Raw genomic sequence first — 18782 nt, forward strand, 5'->3', positions numbered from 1 at the left:
TTCAGCCGCCTCAGTCAGCCTCTGGATCACCGGTTCATCACGTCGTGTATTCGGTTGATAACGAAACACCGTCCTGCTCAGCGATAACGTCCTGCATGCCTGGCGTATGCTCATCGTAAACTGCGTGGTCAGATAGTTGACGAGCTCACGCTTTATCGCTGGTTTTAAAGCTTTTTTTCGATGACGTCTTTCAGCGCACGGCATTCCAGACTCAGGTCGGCAAACATCTGCTTCAGACGGCGATAGCAGAATCACAACGGGGGCAATGAAGGTTAACGCAAGCCATGAGAAAACCTCAAAAGATCGCAATGTACATCAAATTCACACAACTGGAGTCATTATCTTTTAGAATAAAGATTCACCGTCTTCTAACGGTAATGTTTTCGGAAAGAAGCACTTTATGTTCTATCGCTGCGGCTAAAAGGAGAGTTAGCCACTTGTTTTGTTCATGATCGAAACCATCAACCCGATGCGTTTGCGGCAATTTTTCGTTGGCCGGTTGCATTTTTACACGACAGCTACTAGGCCATGCTGAAAGCATGAGGACAGTACGGCCTGATAATGTCTAAAGCGTGGGCAAGGTTGACGGAACCGTCTCAGCGTTACTCAGGGGCTTCATAGATATTGACGGTCATAGAACTGAAGATGGAGTAATGTTTATTAAATACCGAGCTCATCCAGTTTTCAAACTCAACTGTGGAGGTGAAGGATAACTCGCCGAAATTTGGATCCATAAAGCGGATATGGTCTTGCTCATCTTTTATACAGGCGACGGCATGTCCTGGTCCATCGTCTGGGGTGAGTAGATAACACATGTTGTAGCACCCCTTTTCGTCATTGCGTGCTAGGCTCATCGCTTGGGCAGCGAATTGGGGGGTAAAGTCTTCGTTGTTCACTATATAAGTACCAACGTGATTGAAGTGATCCTTCAGTTCATACTGGATTCTGGTTTGTGCTTCAGGGGGCGGTAGGGGGTGATAGTCATCGTTAAGATATTGAGATAATACCTGCCATTTGGCAGATGAATCGGCAAGCCAAGCGTAAAAACCCTCCCCCTGTGAATTCTTGACAAGATACTTTGCCGACATGGCCATGCAGACGCCGTTATCGGTCACATTGGTTTTAACACCAAACGCCTCATTGACGCTCTTGGTAATCTCCGATTGATTGTAGCTGGTTTCTATATGACCAAAGATCGTATTCTGATTGGTGACATTGTTTATCATGGCTGAATCTCTACGTCCTTAATGTGCTTTATTTCCCTGAGTTCTCTATAACAAGTGAAGGGGCTCAGGTTGGTTTTACTTAATAATATTAGAATAATGAGAGTTCCACTTTCATATTTCGTCCGGTCTTGTTGCAAGAATCGGTAATGACTCCAATTGTGTGAATTTGATGTACATTGCGATCTTTTGAGGTTTTCTCATGGCTTGCGTTAACCTTCATTGCCCCCGTTGTGATTCTGCTTTGGTTTAATTACGAACTCGCATAAAGTGTTTGGCCTGTAAGACAATCCGCTTTTCACGCTCAATTAGAACGGGAAGTGGATGAATCTGGTGTTATCACCATCCGCACTTATCACCGCGAACACCCCAACTCACCGCCATTTGCCCAGAATAAACGGGACGGCTACAGCGATGGCCAGTCGGTGGATATTCCCCATGGGCGGTGGGTAGATTTGCGGTTGGAGATGGATGAGGTTAAACTTTCGCCCGTTGGATAAAAACTGGTTAAAGCGAACGACTACGTTTATCTAACATAGATACTTATTTTTAAAAGGAATTAAACATATGGATGATGTCGAGCTAAAAAACAAACTAATTAAACTTGGTATGCTACCAATCGATGCCGATACATTAATTAGCATAGCAAAAAAAAACAACACCAGTGTAAGTAGAGTTTTCTTCATGAGTTTACGAGGGTTGTATTTTTCAAATTTATTATTAGTTGTTACTTACTTCTTTTTTACATACAAAACGGACGTTAAAAGTTTAATTTCATTCTCAGTTGCGTATATATCAATAGTTCTTATTCTTTACTTCGTTACCCCATCATTAAAAACTTTATTTTGGAGTTTGAAGGTTCTGATTAACTTAAAGGGAAGGTGAATGAGCAACTATTCAAAAAATACACTAGAAAAAAAGAAGACATTTACTGTGCAGCTATGGATGTTGCCTTTTTATACATAAATGATATACGCCTTCGCAGTGGTTTTATTTACAGTGAAAATGAAATCTAGGTATACATTAGTCATTTTCATCGACTTGTGACCGAGTAATTTTTGTGCAAACTCCTTACCGTATTCCGCTTCATACAACCGCGATGCCAGGCTGTGGATTTCATGAAAACTTGGTGGCGATGTTTCATAAACCAGATCGGTCGCCTTCAATGCTTTAACAAATGCTTTGGTGAGTGAGTCAGCATTAAGTGCACCAGGCACCCGACCGGATTTTCTACTGGTGGAGCTAATAAGCCGTTCTCGTTTAACTTGTTATGGATTTAAACACGCCCAAGCACAGATCCAATATTACTTATCCTAAATTAATTATAAAAATGGATGCTTAGGACTTTTTAAAAGTGTTTCATATCAATAGCTCAACTCAAATTAATCACATTTGGTTATTATGTTTTAGGTTAGAGTAACGCAATGCAATTGATTATTTTGTTATTTCAATCATGAACGATTAATATTTCATTACATTGGTTGATCAGGTATGGCTTGAGCTGTAAATTATGTGCAAATAAAATCTTTATAAGATAATCATGAGCAACAAACCAGCCGAGCAACAATTTTTTTGGGTTAATCACAAACAAACATTCAAAATTGCGCGTAAAGAAGGATTTATTTGGGCACCTTGTCGGGCTAAAGATGGAAAATCAAAACCAGCGTACGATACGCTCCAATTAGTCAATCCTGGTGACGTAATATTTTCCTATGCATTTACTAAAATAGGTGCTGTAGGTGTGGCTAAGTCCAATTGCTATGACGCTATGCAACCTCCTGCCTTTGATAGCTTTTGGGACGATCAAGGGTGGAAGGTTGATGTTGAATTTACAACGTTAAAGACTCCTATCTTTCCAAAGGAACATCTCGCGGAAATCGCACCGTTATTACCTGATACTCGTTCGCCAATAAAGCCGCAGAATGGCAATGGTAATGAGATGTACCTATCAAAAATCAGCCATGAACTAGGTCATTTACTGTTAAAGATTTGCAAATCAGCCAGTTTAATACAACAAAATAATGCTTCTGATTATCAAGAAATTGAAAAGGACATTACTGAAATTAAAGCTAGGAGGATTAGCGACTCTACAACCACTGAAAAATTAATCCAGGCAAGGGTGGGGCAGGGTTTATTTCGCCAAGATGTACTTAAGCACTATCCTGAATGTCCAGTGACAGGAGTGTCTATGCTCGAATTACTGCGAGCAAGTCATATTAAGCCCTGGAGACATTGTACTGATGAAGAACGTTTAGACCCATATAATGGCTTGATGCTGGCTGCGCATGTAGATGTGTTGTTCGATAAAGGATTTATCAGTTTTTCGGGTCAGGGAGAGATGCTTATCGGAGATAAACCGTTAATTAATGAGATGATAGAAAAACTCAATATAAAAACAGATGTAAAAATAAAGGTGAGCGATAAATCAATAAAGTATCTTAAGTGGCATAGGGATGTTCTATTCAATAAGAATCAATGATTATTTATTATAACAAGTGAATTTTTTTATGCTTATTATAGATAGTTAGATATTGTTGGCTTTTTGAAAAAAAAAGAGCAATGGATGGACATTGACTGCTCAAAGTGGCTCTAGTAATTGTTGCGATTCATAGTATGAACTATAAGATCAGTCTTGTGAGCTATAAAATATAGGACTGACCAATGATCACAGCAATTGAACTTATTAAAATGCAAGTTCCGCGCTGCGTCAGCATTGAATCGCTAAGTATTGGCTGAGATCGTGCAGTTCTGACCTAAGACTAGATATTTGAGGCTTCATTTCCCTGCCAACGCTATTTGTAGGCTGCCTAATCGGTAACGCAACTTTTGCCAACTTCATGTCACTAATGCGACAGAGCCCTATAAAAAGCCATTTTGCTGAAAAGTGTCTCAATAAAGTTTAGATGTGGAAAACGTAACGTCGGGATGAGACAAAACAAACTCAGTGAGACAAAAATACAGTCTCACTGAGTTGTCTATTTTAGGTTTACTCAAACAGGATAACAGCTACTCCTTCTCTGGAGTGGAGTATTTTATCTTACTAAAAATGAAACTCTCAGGGGCGGAAACATAATCCTGGTAAGCTCAATATCACTATCCTGTTATTATGACCGGGGTAACATTCTGGCTTTGATGATATATCGGTGAGATGTTCCATATTGTTCTGGGTTGTCCATATAAGACCTTCCTTCAGGAAGGTATTGTAAAGATGTTATCTTCATCCTGTTGTATAATGGAAACGTCACTTCACCCTCGGAGGCATACAATCCTTCAGAAACACCGGCGTGTCCTGGCTCAAGATCAAAGTGCCACATAATTGTTTTACCTGACACATAACCCATTTTAGGATCCTTAGCTGTAGACATTATGAGGGGAGATTTTATTTCTAAATCCATTGATTTTTGTACAGTATCGCTCTTACCTTCAGATTCATTTATAAACTCAGCAAGCCAAGAATAACTATTAGATATTACTGGCGTGTCTCCACGGAAGGTTTCGTTCACATCTGCTGAATGATACCCAGACCATTCAGCATCAATTTTGCCCAGAGTTTTCTGAACCTCTATAAACTTGTCGTGACTAATATCTCTTGCTGCCGGCTTCATGTTTCTACCAATTTCAGCCCACTTGCTTATAAAGTTGTCCATATCGATAATTGAATCATAATGACTGATATTAAGCTTCTGTAAGGCTATTGTGAATGAAGAATAGTATGGATATTCCCCCCCTTGCTGTTTATATAAAGCGGGGTCTTCCTTAATAACCCAGTTTTTCTTTGCTACATTTTGCTGCCCGGGCATCGATGGTGGCGGCGGAGGGTTTCCTCCCGCCATCGGTGGCGGCGGCGGAGGGTTTCCTCCCATCATCGGTGGTGGTGGCGGTGGATTTCCCCCCATCATCGGTGGCGGCGGTGGAATCATAGTATTGATAGGGATTCTTCCATCATTGTCCTTCCACGCCACCGGATTATTCCGCACCATCCTGTACAGATTCAGCCCGTCCACCGAGCCCGCCGGGTCTGCACTTAGCCATCTGCCCGCCCACGGTTGGTAGTACCGGTAACCGTAGTAGTACAGCCCCGTTGCGTCCCGCTCCTTGCCTGAATACCTCACGGTCTTGTAGTTTGCCTCCACCGCGCTGCGAACCGTCCATACCGCTGTCCCGCCGTACGGATAGTATTCCTCCATGCTGATAAGTTTGCCGTCGCTGTCCAGCTCCAGCACGCTACTGCCGGTCAGGTTATCGTAACTGTAACGTACCTTGTCGTCAGTGATTCCATCCGGCCTGCCGCTCTCCCAGTGCAGCATCCGCACCTGCGCACGGCTCGCCTCACCCACAGTGATAACCTGCAGGCTTTCCGTTTCCGTATCGCCATTTTTCGCGCTGCGCAGTTCCAAGCCCGGAAGGTACAGCGCCCGCTGCGTCTGCGCGCTGTTACCGGTTTTCTGTACACTGACCTTCAGAATGCGCTGACTACCGCCGTCATAGCGGTAATTCTCGCTGTCATCCGCACTGCCATCTCGCATCACCGGCGTTACCTTCAACAGCTCATTACGTGCCGTCCAGACCAGGCCCAGCCCCGGCTGTAGCTGCGTCTGCTGGCCGCCCGCAGTGAACAGTGCGTCCACGTCTGCGGCGTTTTCGGTCAAGTTGCTAAGCACAGCCCGGTTGCTGCGGTTGCTTACGGTGATGTTGGTTGTGTAACCGCTGCGTGTTGCCGGGGAATGGCGTATCTGCGTCAGGTTGCTGGCTTCGTCGTAGGTGTAGGTGCGGGTGTAACTGGTATATGCGGAGCTGTCTGTAGGAAAGGGGACGGTAGCTGACGGTAAACGGCTGCCCTGCTGTCCGACGTTTGCCATCTCGCGCCCGGTGGCACTGACCAGTTGGTACAGGCTGTCGTAGGTGTAGGTATTTTCCGGCACCACTTTCTGATTACTCCAGAAGCGGGTTGCTTCAGCATCATTGGTGATTTTCAGCACGTTGCCCACCGGGTCATACTCATAGCGCAGGTCCTGCAGCACCTTGGCACCCGAAGCGTGGCCGGCAGGTCGCTCCGTCCGGATGCCGGTCAGGCGCTGCGTCTCTGCCTCGTACGTGTACGTGATCACCACGCCGTTGCCGTGATCCTCGCGTTGCTTCTGCCCGGCGGCCGAGTACGTCAGGGACTTCACGATAACCTGTTCCGTACGGTCCCTCACCGTCAGCCAACTGCCTGACAACAGTCCCGCCACGTCGTACCTCACGCGCTGAATATTACCTTTCGCATCGGTGGTGGTCAGCACCGTCCCGGTGGCGTCAGCAGTGGTCAGGGTGACATACTCCTCGCCACTGAGCAGATCATTCCATGCAGAGGCACCTTCTCCTTGCCAGTCAGCCACGGTGTCCGGGTTATCCGCGTCCTTCAGCAGACGGCGGGTGACGGAGAGCGAGACGCCTGTCAGCGCTATGCTGTCTGTCTGCACCAGTCCTGCCGTATCGTAATGACGGACGCACAATCCCGCCAGGTTCAGAGTCTTCTCTGCGCCAGTATTGCCGGCATACACGAAGCGCTCCGTGATGCGGGCGACTTCAGTGCTGATCTGCTCCGTCACGTTTAGTGGTCGACCCGGAAGCGCCGCATCCTCATACTGCCAGGTGCGGGTCACCGCCAGGCTTCTGTCCTCAGTGCCCTCATCGGTGGCGCTGATATGACTGACCGCGATAAACGGTCGTCCGGCGACGTCGTTCAGACTGACGCTAGTACCGTTATCCGCCCCCTGTGTACGCAGAACGCCTCCGGCCAGGTCCGTCAGGTAGCTGAAATTTACGCGACCGGCGTCGTGCAGCCGCGGGTCGGCGCTCTGCGTCAGAAAGCCGCGTGCGTCGTACTGGTGGGGTGTGATGCGTTCATTTGTCACCTCAGGGGCATCAGGGTGGCGATGGTACGCGATGTCGCGCGCGGTCAGGCCGCGGTTATCAAAGACCGTGACCTTCGGGGTTCTGCTGAACAACGATGTGCTCATGGTATTCTCCTGTTTATGATATGTAGCCGGTCAGGCTGCACAAGAAATAGCTTTGTCGCAGATTTATTAATGGTCAACGACAATACCGCGCTCTGCCATCATCTCTGTTGGGTTGCGTAAACTCAGTGAGTAAGCCAGATATCCGCGGCCACACTGAACAATAATATCGATGGGATAATGCAGGCGACGGAAGACGTTTCGGATCAGAGAAATGGGCAGGTAATATTACAAAAAAAAAACAGCATGTTATATAACAATGCCTTAATGCGACAGAGTCTCCGCGAGTGCATAAAATTATAACTAAAATAGAATCTGCACCTGATATTCAACCACAGGTGCAGATGTTATTAATTAAAAATTAAAAATTAAAAATTAAAAATTAAAAATTAAAAATTAAAAATTAAGCTAGCTGTTCAAGTCGTAAATTATTAATGACCTTATACTCCTCGGCCTCGCCCGGATAAATCATGAGAATATCCATCGGTAGATCGATGCCCGGCGCTATAACATTGCCCTTTGTACTATCAAGGAAACACCAACCATTGACCGACTTATCTGTATTCAGCTCAATCCAACTGCTGTTTGCATTAAGCCAATCAACATCAACCATCGCGCCTTCTGGCAATAAGAAGGAGAGCTGCCAGCTGCGAACCTGCACCGAAGATGAAGTCAGGAGGAAATGATAGCTATACAAAAACTCTGGTTTATCCCATTGCTTACGCCAGTGAGATTTATACTCTTGTGAAACATCCAAATCGCGCTGCTCCGTCACCTGAATCACCGAGCTAGCCTGACTGTCACCGTTATTTGTGTAGCCGTTTGGCATGGTGAGTTTTGCTGTCATCGTTGCCGTCCCTGGGTTTTCGCCCATCAACGGAATATTGATATTGACAGACTTGCCGGCGGAAATATCAACGGACGGAGGGAAATATCCTACTGAGACAATCGCAGAATCGGATACCGTTACGCCAACAGAAACCCCTTTAATATCAGATGATTCAGAGTTAGAAATGTTAAGTACATTGTAATAGGTTTCGTCACTGGTCAGCACCAAATTGGATGCCACAGACATCGTCAACTCAACGTTAATGGCAGTCACGCTAACTTTCAAACTTGATAGTTGGCTAAGAGCGAAGAGCAGGTCTTAACTCTTCGCATCCGCAACATAGATTGTCATCGACTTAATCACTTTAACAGTAACCGTACCCCCAGAAATGCCATGAATCCTCCGCTTAATTTATCTATAAACTTGCGGTATCTAATGTAAGCCTGACGTGGTCGGTCGGTTGATAATAAGCATGAAACAAGTGCATACCAGAGCACATCAATAATGAACGCCATTAAAGGCAGGATAATATACATGGCAGGCTGAATATTAGTGGTAAGCGCTGCGGAAAAAATACTGGCAAATACCAGAGCGGTATGGGGGTTGCTGATTTGGGTAAATACGCCAGTAGTAAAAGCTTTTGATATGCTGACATCCTCTGTGCCTACTGAATGGGTAATTCTGCCGGAAGGACGACGAAACATTTTCAGCGCCAGCCACAAAAGATAACAACCACCGGCAATCTTCAGGCTCGTATAAAGTGACGGAACCAGAGTCAGCAGGGTATGAAGGCCCGCTAACGCAATGACCGCAAAGACAAGCGCACCAAAGCCCATCCCCACGGCCACCGCTAATGCCGCACGTCTCGAACTGGACATGGCTGTTCGCGCAACGAGCAGAAAACTGGCTCCCGGGCTCATTGCACCCAGAAGGATAGCCAAGCCAATTGCAGAAAGTGCAATCAAATCATATGTCATAATTTTACTCCAGCCATTTAATTTACCCTTCAGTTCTCTCATTGCGTGATCCGCGCACCTCATGAACCGAGCTCAATTTCAACATAACACGATGTCACCCACTTCCGCTTTCACTCAAGCGGACATCCTGGCCTATTAGCTTGAGTGATGGGCATTCCACTCATCACGAGTCATTTCCCACAACTCTGAGTCCAGAAGGCCGCTGACGAACTGTTTCTTTTCCGTTTTGATTAGGCGCATACCGCTGCTGACTGAAATGCTCTGAGAACGGAGATTTTTAGTTGCTTTTGGAGCACGCAATACTGCCCTGTTCAAAGTGTTAAACCAGTAATCTGTCGCCGCAAGACTGGCTTCGCGCATTAATCCGCGCCCCTGATATTCAGGAACCAGCCAAAAGCCACGATTATTATCTTCTTCATCATCTAGGCAGATAACACCTATTAAATTGTCAGGATTATCCCGGTGCCGTATGGTCCAAACCCAGGCGACTCCTTTTGCCATAGCTGGCAGCGCGACGTTATTAACATAGTGCGCTGCACCATCGTCAGGATAGGGCCAGGGAACCGATGCCACCATATAACGGACAATTTCCCAGCGTGGAAAGCGTTCTTGAATTTGTGATGCATCCTCAGCAACTATTGGCTTTAACAGTAAACGCTCTGTTTCCAGCGTGGGTACTTGCATGGCTCTTTTCCTTACTGGTTAATATATCCGTGACCATTTTTTACTGATTCAATATTTACTGTGATTTATAGGGATGTACAGAAGATATTCAGGTAATCGGGTGGAAGACCAGAACCCGCTACGACGAAGCGAAGTTTTTGCTGGCACTTGAAGCGCGACGCTCGCCTTTACTTAGGCCATAAAAAGCTTGTTGGATGTCTCAGGGCGTGAAGCGGACTTTTAGTCCAAGGGTATAAATGTATTTCTGACTGCTAAAAGACATTTATAAAAATTTAATGTCTTACCCTAGAGGGATAAAATTACTTGATCAAGGCATCGCGCATGTGGCCTGCCTCCTCCAAGTAAGATGGGAAAGCGCGTAATAATCATTTGGTCGATCAGATCTTCATTGAGGAAATTTTGAATTGTTCGCGCCCCGTTTCAGGGAATAACAGAAAGCGGAGCGGCCGCGACGAAGGGCACTTTATGGCTTTCCCGCAGCGTGGCTCACATTCAATGCTCAACGGTGACCGGCCTCACTATTAATTAACATACTGTGGATTTTGTCATGACCGCTTCTGGCACTTAGCAGGTGGTCAAATCTAATTAACCCAGAGTAGAAAAGGGGGCAGACTAAATACTAATCAGTAAAAATAAATGCCCTGATTCATTGCCAAAATATTTTCTGATAAGAACCAATGCCTTTCCTAGAAACCGTCCAAAAGCCATGACTCAGCCCTTCACAAGCGATAACTCATAAATTATGCTGTATGCATATACAGTTTGCTGGGCTTTCATCATGCGTTTTCACTCCCTCTCGCCGCTGCGCGAAATTGTTCCTATCCCGTTGTTTAATGCAACGATCCCGGCTGGCTTTCCCAGTCCGGCGGCGGATTACGTTGATAGGCCAATCGATCTGAATGAGCTTTGTATTGCTCATCCGGCAGCGACTTATTTTGTCCGGGTGACCGGTAATTCAATGATTGGGGCGGGGATTTTTGACGGTTCGCTGCTGGTGGTGGATCGCAGCATTTCCCCGAGCCACGGCGATATTATCATTGCCTCTGTTGCCGGTGAATTCACGGTCAAGCGGCTGTGCCTGAGGCCTGTCGTACAGTTAGAAGCGATGAATCCTGATTATCCGCCGATAGTTCTGCACGATGGCGGGGATGATTTGGAAACTTTTGGCGTTGTCCGTTTCGTTATCAATGAGGCATCCGGTGTTTGCCCTGGCTGATGTAAATTCGTTCTATGCGTCCTGCGAAGCCGTATTCCGGCCAGATTTGCGCGGGCGGCCTGTGGTGGTGCTCAGCAATAATGATGGCTGCATTATCGCCAGAAATCAGGAAGCGAAGGCTCTCGATATCAAAATGGGTGGGCCATATTTTAAGCATCGACAGCTTTTCGAGCGGCACAATGTGGCGGTATTCAGCAGTAATTACGAGCTTTACGCGGATATGTCCAACCGGGTGATGACTGTGCTGGAAGATATGGCTCCATCGGTTGAGATTTACAGTATTGATGAGGCCTTTCTGGATGTCAGCGGCGTAAGCAACTGCATGAGTCTGGAGCAGTTTGGTCGTAACGTGCGGGCACGGGTATTGTTATGGACCGGACTGACCGTGGGGGTCGGCATTGCCCAGACCAAAACGCTGGCCAAACTGGCGAACCATGCGGCCAAACAATGGAGCAAAACCGGCGGCGTGGTGGATTTATCCGATCCGCTCAGGCAACGCAAATTGCTGGCGATAACACCGGTGGAAGATGTCTGGGGAATAGGGCGGCGGATCGGTAAGAAACTCAATCTGTTAGGTATCAAAACGGCGCTGCAACTGGCCGATACCAGCCCACAGATAGCCCGCAAACATTTCAGCGTGGTACTTGAGCGAACGGTGCGCGAGCTGCGCGGCGAATCCTGCTTGGCGCTGGAAGAATTTGCACCGACCAAACAGCAAATTGTCTGTTCCCGTTCATTTGGCGAACGAATAACTGACTATCAGGATATGCGTGAGGCAATATGTGGCTACGCCGTGCGCGCAGCTGAAAAGCTACGGGGAGAACATCAGTATTGCCGAGGTATCTCCGCTTTCATCAAAACCAGCCCCTTTGCGGTGAATGAAGCCTACTATGGCAACGTGGCCAGCACCCAACTCTATACGCCCACGCAGGATAGCCGAGATATTATAACCGCCGCCACGCGTTGTCTGGACAGTATTTGGCAGGATGGTCATCGCTACCAAAAGGGGGGCGTGATGCTGGGCGATTTCTACGGTCAGGGCGTGGCACAACTCGGGTTATTCGATGAAAACTCGCCGAAAGCCAATAGTGAACAGCTCATGGCAACGCTGGACAGAATAAACCAGTCAGGCAAAGGGAAAATCTGGTTTGCTGGGCAGGGCATACAGCGCGCATGGCAGATGAAGCGAGACATGCTGTCACCGGCGTACACTACTAGGTTGCGGGATTTATTGAAGGTGAGGGCTTGATGTTGTTTGGATTCATAGGCTGTTTTTTTCTGCATATCCTGTGCCCAGTTTCCGGCTAGGTATTCCCGCTCCGAGTAATCCCACCGAGATCACGGCGATTAATCAGTCAGCCGATTACGGCGAGGATGACCCAACCGACGACGATACGCGTTTTTATGTGGAAACCTACGTCACTTTATGGTTAAGAAGGGCCGCTGGGGCCGGTATCGCAAGAGGTCACGATCACCTATCCTGGCAGTAGTGTGGGTCCGTACCCCCTGAACATCTCAGTTCCCCCATTTACTCAGAATAAAAGGGCTGGCTACAGTGATGTCCAGCCGGTGGATATTCCCCATGGGCGCTGGGTGGATTTGCGGTTGGAGAGGAGGGAGGTTAAGCTTTCGTCCGTTGGATAAAAACTGATTAAAGCGAGCGACTACGGTTATCTAACATAGATACTTATTTTTAAAAGGAATTAAATGTATGGATGAGCAAGAGCTAAAGAACACATTATTGAGTTTGGGGATGGATAATGTCGATGCCACTCTATTGATCAAGATAGCAAAAAATAAAAAAACCAGTGTAAGTCGAGTTTTCATTATGAGCCTGCTAGGTTTATATATGGGGACTGCAACTCTTATTGCCATATATTTTTTATTTACATATAAAATGGAGAAGAACGAGGTGTTGATATTTTCAGTATCTTACATACCAGTTGTGTTAATAATTTATTTCTTCACTCCATCTTTAAAAAAATTATTTTGGAGTTTGAAAGTTTTAGTTGCGTTAAAGTGGAATTAACATGAGTGGTTTTGCGATTAATACTCAAGAAAGAAAAAGAGGATACAACTCGTATTTTTCATAGGTCTGTAGCTCATGCATATTATTGACATACCCCCCAGAAGTGGTTTTATTAATAGTGAAACGGAGTTAGTTACTGATTATATAAATGAATTTAAATTAGGACACTTATCACTTGGTGAGGCTACGTCTAAGCAGCATGAACAGTACAAAATATTGGAAGAAAGATATTTTTATTTAATAGCGAAAAATGCAAAGTTACTTGCTGTAATAAAAAGAAAAAGATAAAAACTCAGTTAGCAATATTGTCTTGGCGCAGGTTGGTTTCGTTAGTGGCGAGTTACAAGTAATAGGTGGACATGGTCTCTGTGCAGCAAGTATGGGTGCCGTGTGTGCTTCATTTGGGGCACCTCTAATGGTTCATGAAGCAGAAAATCCATGGGGAAATACACATTATTTAGTCGTGTGGGAAGAGGTTATTATTACACCATTAGAAAACGCGTATATCTATGCGGTAGAAAAACCAGGTCAGACAAAAATAGCGGAAAATTGCAACTCTATCGGAGATAGAGTTCTTTCTATGGGGGCTGGATTCAGACATGTACTCAAGCCAGATGCGTGGAAATTATTTAGGTATATTAAGAATGATTCTATTATAGGATAGGAATACTATGGTTGCTCCTGTTAGCCCACAAAAATATTGCAATTCCTCCGTATCTACGGACATATTCTATCCCGACGTCAATCGAAATATTTTTTAGACAATAACTCTTTTCCTTTTTAGGTTGAACTCCATTTGTACCATCGAGATAATGTGCTAATACTCTTGTTTATTTAAAATAATACAAGCTATTTGGTGTCTTTATCGCAAGGTAAAAACCTAAAAATAGGTCAATTAAAATAGCAAAAACAACAAAACTACCGGTAGGCTCATTGGCCAGGTTAAACCAATAAGAAGCGCAGTAAAAATCCGGATTTTCCATGAGGGATCAACGCTGGTCACCAGGGTGATAACCGTGGAGAGGGCCATTCCAACCCAGTAGATCATTTTTAAAGCGATCCATGCAGATGACATTGTAATTCCAAAGCCTTGTTAACGTACGGTGACACAGCAAATAATTAACAAAGATTTTACGCCCACCGATTTTAGATCGCCAGCCTTAATCAGGACGAAAACGTACATTCGTATTTTTTTCTGTTCAAAATATGCACAATACAGATTTCCATTTCTGCACGCGTCGAAAAGTCCGTTGGGAGTCAGTCTAAGTTTTGTGATAGGAATTATTGCAATGATCGGAACAGCGTCTAAGGTGAATAGGTTATGTAAGCCGTATTCCCGATGACTTCTGACCATGGATAATCCTGTGATTACACTTTATTCTGACGCTGATTTTTTTAGTCCGTATGTAATGTCCGTTTTTGTTGCCTTAACCGAAAAACAACTTCCTTTTGAGCTGAAAAAAATCAATCTTTCGGATAATGAAAATATGCAGCAGAGTTACGCCCAACTCTCTTTCACTCGCCGTGTACCAACTTTGATTATTGATGACTTCCGAATTTCAGAATCGTCGGCTATTACTGAATATTTGGATGAAGCTTTTCCTGCCCCTGCTTATCAATCCCTATACCCGAACATGATGCAGCAAAGAGCTAAAACCAGAGAGATTCAGGCGTGGTTACGCAGTGATTTATTATCCATACGATTAGAAAGGCCCACAGAAGTGCTGTTTGGTGGGATGAAGTGCCCGCCGTTATCGACTATTGCCAGTAACGCGGCGGATAAACTATTCGCAGCCGCCAATTGGCTACTGGCTGATGGACAGGATAATTTGAACGGAGAATGGTCTATTGCCGATACTGATTTAGCTTTGATGCTTAATCGTTTAGTGATGAATGGGGATGATGTACCGGCTAATTTACAGCGTTATGTGTCCTATCAATGGCAACGCCCTTCAGTTCAGCAGTGGTTAACGCTGTCCAAATAAGCCACTACCTATTCGTGAGATCACTACCTATTCGTGAAATAGTGAAGGATGTATTTCGTGGCTGTCAGCTGCAATTATCTGATGACGAATATTGAAACTGTAGCAGCCTGCATTTAGATCTAAGGCTGTATTTCCCTGTTAATTATTCAGGATACCTGAACCCTGTAGGTTGGGTTGCCGTCTTGGGTAACTTGGTAGGCAGTGACATGCAGACATTCTTTAATGATCACACTGTTGTTTTTTAATCCGGTTCGAGAGATAAACGCCTCACCTCCAATACCGGATAAGATCAGTCTAGCCGACGGGCCGAAAAGGTTGATTTTTGCTCGATCATTTTTTGTCTGCGTCAGACAAGCTACTTTATTTTTGTTCATTTTAACTTCGATCAATGAAAGGGTGTCGTCCGAATTTACTAAAAAGAAGTCGGGCACTATCCGCTGACCCTCTGGGTTTTCAAAACGAACCTCTCGTCCCCAGCTTATAATATGTTCGTTGCGACATAAGAATAATGCTATTTCTATTTGTAACCAGTTTTCCCAACCGGTGATATCCATATCGCTAATTAGTCGTAGTTTGTGTTTAAAATCGGGATGATCAAAGAAAGTCTTAAGGGCTAGTGCGTAACTCATTGAAGCTCCATGGCGAATCGGTTAATTATTAAGTCAGAAAAAGGGCCGGGAAGCGTAGTGTAAATCGAATTTATCTGGCGTTATGCGATAATTAACGCACTGTTTATCGGTATTTTTATCTCTTACAATCGGTGATTTGCTCTTTGAGAGTGTATCTGCAATTTTATGGCGATGAGAATCAAGGCTGAAAAGTGAGAGAACAGGTCGCTAGAGCGGCTTGGAAGTACTGCGAGAGAATTCTGAACAATTAGCGCTGCCGGAGATTGTATCTTTTACCGCGTTAATTAATTTACGTTCTCAAACCGTGATGGAACGTTTAGGGTTGGAGCGGCAGAAACCCGATTTTGATCACCCCGGCGTTGCTGTAGGTTATCCATTACGTAAACATTGTTGGTATCGTGTGACGTGAGAACAGTGGATAACACGCTAAACGACTTTTCTGTCATGGTGAAAAAAGTAGTATATTGATAGATAAAGCAGGCTAGCGTGTCAGGCGGAAATTAAAATGTTCAATCGCATTAAAACGGCACGTTTTGTTAGCGTAATCTTAGCGATCGTTTTCCTGGGCGCCTGTAGCCAATTACCACGTAACCCTTTGCCGGTCGAATTAATGGACGAAGCTGAAATTCCCGGTATGCCAAATATTCGCGCGGCTGCTGGTCATATCAGCCCGATCTTCGAAGCAGATTTGTTGCAATCTTATAAAGATGAACGACCGGATCAATTCCTCCGTCCTGACGGTCAGCGAGTCTATCCGCATTTAGCGCTATCCGGCGGTGGGCCTAACGGCGCATTTGGCGCAGGTTTTTTAAATGGCTGGAGTAAGACCGGTAAGCGGCCAGTGTTTAAAGTGGTAACTGGCGTATCGACTGGCGCGTTAATTGCGCCTTTTGCATTTTTAGGCAGCGATCACGATCAGGCGTTACACGATTTTTATACCACGACGACGACGCGAGATATATTTCATCTCGATAACTTATTATTCCGTCTTTTCTTCCGTGAGGCCCTAGCGGATACCAGCCCACTGTCACAGCTAATTGATGGCCATATTACTGCGCAATTATTGCGTGAAATAGCGGTGGAATATCGTCATGGTCGTCGTTTGTATATCGGAACGGTGGATCTCGATTCTCAACGCTTTTTTGTCTGGAATATGGGGCTGCTCGCCACAAAAGGCACGCCGGAATCATTAATACTATTTCGCAAGATAATGCTGGCATCGTCCTCCGTGCCGGTGGCGTTTGCTCCGGTCTTTTTCGACGTGGTGGCCAAGGGTAAACATTATGACGAAATGCATGTTGATGGCGGCGTCGGAGCCAGAGTGTTTTATAACGGCGGCGTATTCAGCGGCAAAATTGTGCGCGCCAGAGCCGGTATTACGAATAGCAAAGAAGATATTTATATAATCCACAACGGCCAGCTCGGGCCACGTCCTGAACCTACGCCTCGATTGGTTCGGAATATTGCCATGCGTACTTTGGATTCTTCGAGTAAAGCTACGGTGGTCGGGGATTTATACCGTATTTATGCGTTCTCCCTAGCCGAGGGAGCCGATTTTCATTGGATCACTATTCCATCAAATCTTGATATCAATGGAGCCGAAATCTTTGATCCAGTGAAGATGGAGAAACTTTATCAGGCAGGCTACGCCGAGGCGCTGCGTGGCCCTGTATGGTCATTGCGACCGCCGGGAACGATCGAAATGGATGTGCTGCTCAGCGAGGCCGCGGCACAGCAGGCTAGCGAGACAAAATGACTTCACTGACCGACTGTGGCTGGATAACGGCTGAACGGGCAGATTTATTGTTGCTGAAAGGGGCTGTTAATGTACCAGAATTTCAACGGTGAACTGACTTGGGCTGAACGCCATATGCCACGTACGCTGGCCGCAGTGGCGGCATTACCGGATCTCAGCCAGGTGCGTCTGGCCTGTAACATGCACCTGGATTTGAAAATGGCACCGCTGGTGGCCGGTTTATTGAGAAAGGGGGCGCGGGTTTATCTGACAACCTGTAACCCGACGACGGTACAAAATGATGTGGTGGAATATCTGGTATCTCAAGGCGCAGAAGCTCACGCCTGGCGAGACATGAGCGCTGAAGAATGGTCCGCTTCGTTCGATCGGGCGCTGGCATGGCAACCGACACACTTATGCGAAATGGGCGCTGATTTAACAACTCGGCTGCATCAGTCTCCTGATGGGCCTAAAATTAAAGCCGGCCTGGAAGCCACGGGCTCTGGTATTAGCCGTTTACAAGGTCTGGCTCCGCGTTATCCGATTTATAACTGGGATGATTTGCCGGTGAAAGAGGGGCTGCATAACCGCCATATGGTGGGGCTGACGGCTTGGCATACATTCTTCCAAACTACGCATCTAACCTTGCATGAGAAAAAAGTTGTGGTGATCGGCTATGGTCTGGTTGGGCAGGGCGTGGCGGCATCGGCTAAAGCGTATGGTGGTCAAGTATCTGTGGCAGAAATAGATCCTGCCAGAGCCTTACAGGCGCGTTATGACGGCTGGCAGGTTGTTGATTTGGCTGACGCTGTCAAAGAAGCGGACGTGATTGCTACCGCGACCGGTGCGAAAAATGTACTTTCCGGCGCTCGTCTGGCTGATGCCAAAGATGGGGTGTTTATTCTCAACGTGGGTCACGTTGCAGAAGAGATTGATACCGCTTTCTTAAAACAGTACCCGAGCAGTGAGCCGATGCAGCACGTTTTCGCCTATTCGGTTGGAGAGAAAACTGTGTATCTGCTGGCCGATGGTTCCATGTTTAATTTGACCGCGGGTTATGGCGATAGCCTGAATGCTTTTGATGTCACACTGGCTGTGATGGCCGCGGGGATTGGGCATATTGTTGGTGCAGGGGAGTCTGCGGAGGCGGCGGTGTATTTATTACCGCAGTCAGCTTGGAAGTCGGTGCTCTAACGCACCTTGCTGATATCAACGGGGGTCGATGGATTTCGGTCGGCCGCCGGATTTATTGCAAAAAGAAAACGGTTGAGTTATCGATTGCCGCTGCCGCCACATAGACGATGAACAGCAGGTATAAAAAGAGATTATTGGTCATGTTGCACCTCCATTATCCTGAACGGATAACGTCTCTGAATACTGACTGTGACATCATATGAGCGATAAGTGAACAAAAAATGAACAGTCAGTGAAAGATTAATGACAGTGAGGCGAGTATTAGCAATATTTCTAATGAAG

Annotated in this window: 19 protein-coding genes and 2 pseudogenes; 10 read left to right on the forward strand and 11 right to left on the reverse strand. The window is 45.9% G+C overall.

What is annotated here, in order from left to right; translation table 11 throughout:
* The 3 genes and pseudogenes from DBA33_RS15755 to DBA33_RS15770 all read right to left on the reverse strand — a co-directional run.
* Nucleotides 1-242: pseudogene (locus DBA33_RS15755) on the reverse strand (IS3 family transposase); the annotation flags it as partial.
* Nucleotides 243-602: 360 nt separating this feature from the next.
* Nucleotides 603-1226, reverse strand: coding sequence for a YopT-type cysteine protease domain-containing protein (locus DBA33_RS15760; protein WP_064518007.1), 624 nt, complete (start codon nt 1224-1226; stop codon nt 603-605).
* A 953-nt stretch (nt 1227-2179) separates the two neighbouring features.
* Nucleotides 2180-2440 (reverse strand): tyrosine-type recombinase/integrase, encoded by a 261-nt coding sequence (locus DBA33_RS15770; RefSeq protein WP_240442714.1) that lies wholly within the window; start codon nt 2438-2440, stop codon nt 2180-2182.
* Between the two features lie 323 nt (nt 2441-2763).
* Between DBA33_RS15770 and DBA33_RS15775 the strand changes: the two genes are divergently transcribed.
* Nucleotides 2764-3702 carry an HNH endonuclease gene (locus tag DBA33_RS15775; RefSeq protein WP_120806794.1) on the forward strand — a complete coding sequence of 313 codons (939 nt, stop codon included), beginning with the start codon at nt 2764-2766 and terminating at the stop codon, nt 3700-3702.
* Nucleotides 3703-4327: 625 nt separating this feature from the next.
* Here the strand turns inward: DBA33_RS15775 and DBA33_RS15785 are convergent.
* The 6 genes and pseudogenes from DBA33_RS15785 to DBA33_RS15810 form a co-directional block, all read right to left on the reverse strand.
* Nucleotides 4328-7225 (reverse strand): RHS repeat domain-containing protein, encoded by a 2898-nt coding sequence (locus DBA33_RS15785; RefSeq protein WP_346341326.1) that lies wholly within the window; start codon nt 7223-7225, stop codon nt 4328-4330.
* 69 nt (nt 7226-7294) lie between these two features.
* Nucleotides 7295-7438, reverse strand: a pseudogene (locus DBA33_RS15790) (IS6 family transposase); the annotation flags it as partial.
* 187 nt (nt 7439-7625) lie between these two features.
* On the reverse strand, nt 7626-8324 hold the full coding sequence (locus DBA33_RS15795; protein WP_162975225.1) for a hypothetical protein: 699 nt from the start codon (nt 8322-8324) through the stop codon (nt 7626-7628).
* Between the two features lie 86 nt (nt 8325-8410).
* Nucleotides 8411-9028 (reverse strand): LysE family transporter, encoded by a 618-nt coding sequence (locus DBA33_RS15800; protein ID WP_120806814.1) that lies wholly within the window; start codon nt 9026-9028, stop codon nt 8411-8413.
* 135 nt (nt 9029-9163) lie between these two features.
* Nucleotides 9164-9712: a GNAT family N-acetyltransferase gene (locus DBA33_RS15805; RefSeq protein WP_064518018.1), complete on the reverse strand. Its 549-nt coding sequence runs from the start codon at nt 9710-9712 to the stop codon at nt 9164-9166.
* A 285-nt stretch (nt 9713-9997) separates the two neighbouring features.
* Nucleotides 9998-10117 (reverse strand): hypothetical protein, encoded by a 120-nt coding sequence (locus DBA33_RS15810; RefSeq protein ID WP_256966719.1) that lies wholly within the window; start codon nt 10115-10117, stop codon nt 9998-10000.
* 373 nt (nt 10118-10490) lie between these two features.
* Here DBA33_RS15810 and umuD point away from each other — a divergent pair, with 373 nt between their 5' ends.
* From umuD to DBA33_RS15840, 5 genes are all read left to right on the forward strand, one after another.
* Nucleotides 10491-10928, forward strand: coding sequence for a translesion error-prone DNA polymerase V autoproteolytic subunit (gene umuD / locus DBA33_RS15815; protein WP_064518020.1), 438 nt, complete (start codon nt 10491-10493; stop codon nt 10926-10928).
* On the forward strand, nt 10912-12177 hold the full coding sequence (locus tag DBA33_RS15820) for a Y-family DNA polymerase (RefSeq protein ID WP_120806796.1): 1266 nt from the start codon (nt 10912-10914) through the stop codon (nt 12175-12177). Before umuD ends, DBA33_RS15820 begins: the two co-directional genes overlap by 17 nt.
* Nucleotides 12178-12639: 462 nt before the next feature.
* A complete protein-coding gene (locus tag DBA33_RS15830; RefSeq protein WP_064518024.1) occupies nt 12640-12957 on the forward strand; it encodes a hypothetical protein in 318 nt (105 codons plus the stop codon).
* Between the two features lie 75 nt (nt 12958-13032).
* Nucleotides 13033-13245 carry a hypothetical protein gene (locus DBA33_RS15835; protein WP_120806797.1) on the forward strand — a complete coding sequence of 71 codons (213 nt, stop codon included), beginning with the start codon at nt 13033-13035 and terminating at the stop codon, nt 13243-13245.
* A 22-nt stretch (nt 13246-13267) separates the two neighbouring features.
* A complete protein-coding gene (locus DBA33_RS15840; protein ID WP_162975226.1) occupies nt 13268-13621 on the forward strand; it encodes a DUF4225 domain-containing protein in 354 nt (117 codons plus the stop codon).
* Between the two features lie 231 nt (nt 13622-13852).
* Here the strand turns inward: DBA33_RS15840 and DBA33_RS15845 are convergent, their stop codons facing one another.
* Nucleotides 13853-14032: a GhoT/OrtT family toxin gene (locus DBA33_RS15845; RefSeq protein ID WP_064518027.1), complete on the reverse strand. Its 180-nt coding sequence runs from the start codon at nt 14030-14032 to the stop codon at nt 13853-13855.
* Nucleotides 14033-14309: 277 nt separating this feature from the next.
* On the opposite strand from DBA33_RS15845, the gene yfcF reads away from it, so the two are divergent.
* On the forward strand, nt 14310-14942 hold the full coding sequence (yfcF, locus tag DBA33_RS15855; protein WP_064518031.1) for a glutathione transferase: 633 nt from the start codon (nt 14310-14312) through the stop codon (nt 14940-14942).
* Nucleotides 14943-15088: 146 nt separating this feature from the next.
* On the opposite strand, the gene DBA33_RS15860 is transcribed toward yfcF, so the two are convergent.
* The gene (locus DBA33_RS15860; RefSeq protein WP_120806799.1) at nt 15089-15571 is read right to left on the reverse strand and encodes a hypothetical protein; all 483 of its coding nucleotides are present in this window, start codon (nt 15569-15571) and stop codon (nt 15089-15091) included.
* A 217-nt stretch (nt 15572-15788) separates the two neighbouring features.
* On the opposite strand from DBA33_RS15860, the gene DBA33_RS15865 reads away from it, so the two are divergent.
* The 3 genes from DBA33_RS15865 to DBA33_RS15875 all read left to right on the forward strand — a co-directional run bounded on the left by DBA33_RS15865 (nt 15789) and on the right by DBA33_RS15875 (nt 18500).
* On the forward strand, nt 15789-15980 hold the full coding sequence (locus DBA33_RS15865; protein WP_064518036.1) for a hypothetical protein: 192 nt from the start codon (nt 15789-15791) through the stop codon (nt 15978-15980).
* Between the two features lie 96 nt (nt 15981-16076).
* The gene (locus DBA33_RS15870) at nt 16077-17327 is read left to right on the forward strand and encodes a patatin-like phospholipase family protein (protein ID WP_120806800.1); all 1251 of its coding nucleotides are present in this window, start codon (nt 16077-16079) and stop codon (nt 17325-17327) included.
* Between the two features lie 69 nt (nt 17328-17396).
* Nucleotides 17397-18500 carry an adenosylhomocysteinase gene (locus tag DBA33_RS15875; RefSeq protein WP_120806801.1) on the forward strand — a complete coding sequence of 368 codons (1104 nt, stop codon included), beginning with the start codon at nt 17397-17399 and terminating at the stop codon, nt 18498-18500.
* Nucleotides 18501-18782: the final 282 nt, after the last annotated feature.

It is taken from the genome of Yersinia sp. IP36721 (assembly GCF_003634395.1).
Classification (GTDB): domain Bacteria; phylum Pseudomonadota; class Gammaproteobacteria; order Enterobacterales; family Enterobacteriaceae; genus Yersinia; species Yersinia entomophaga.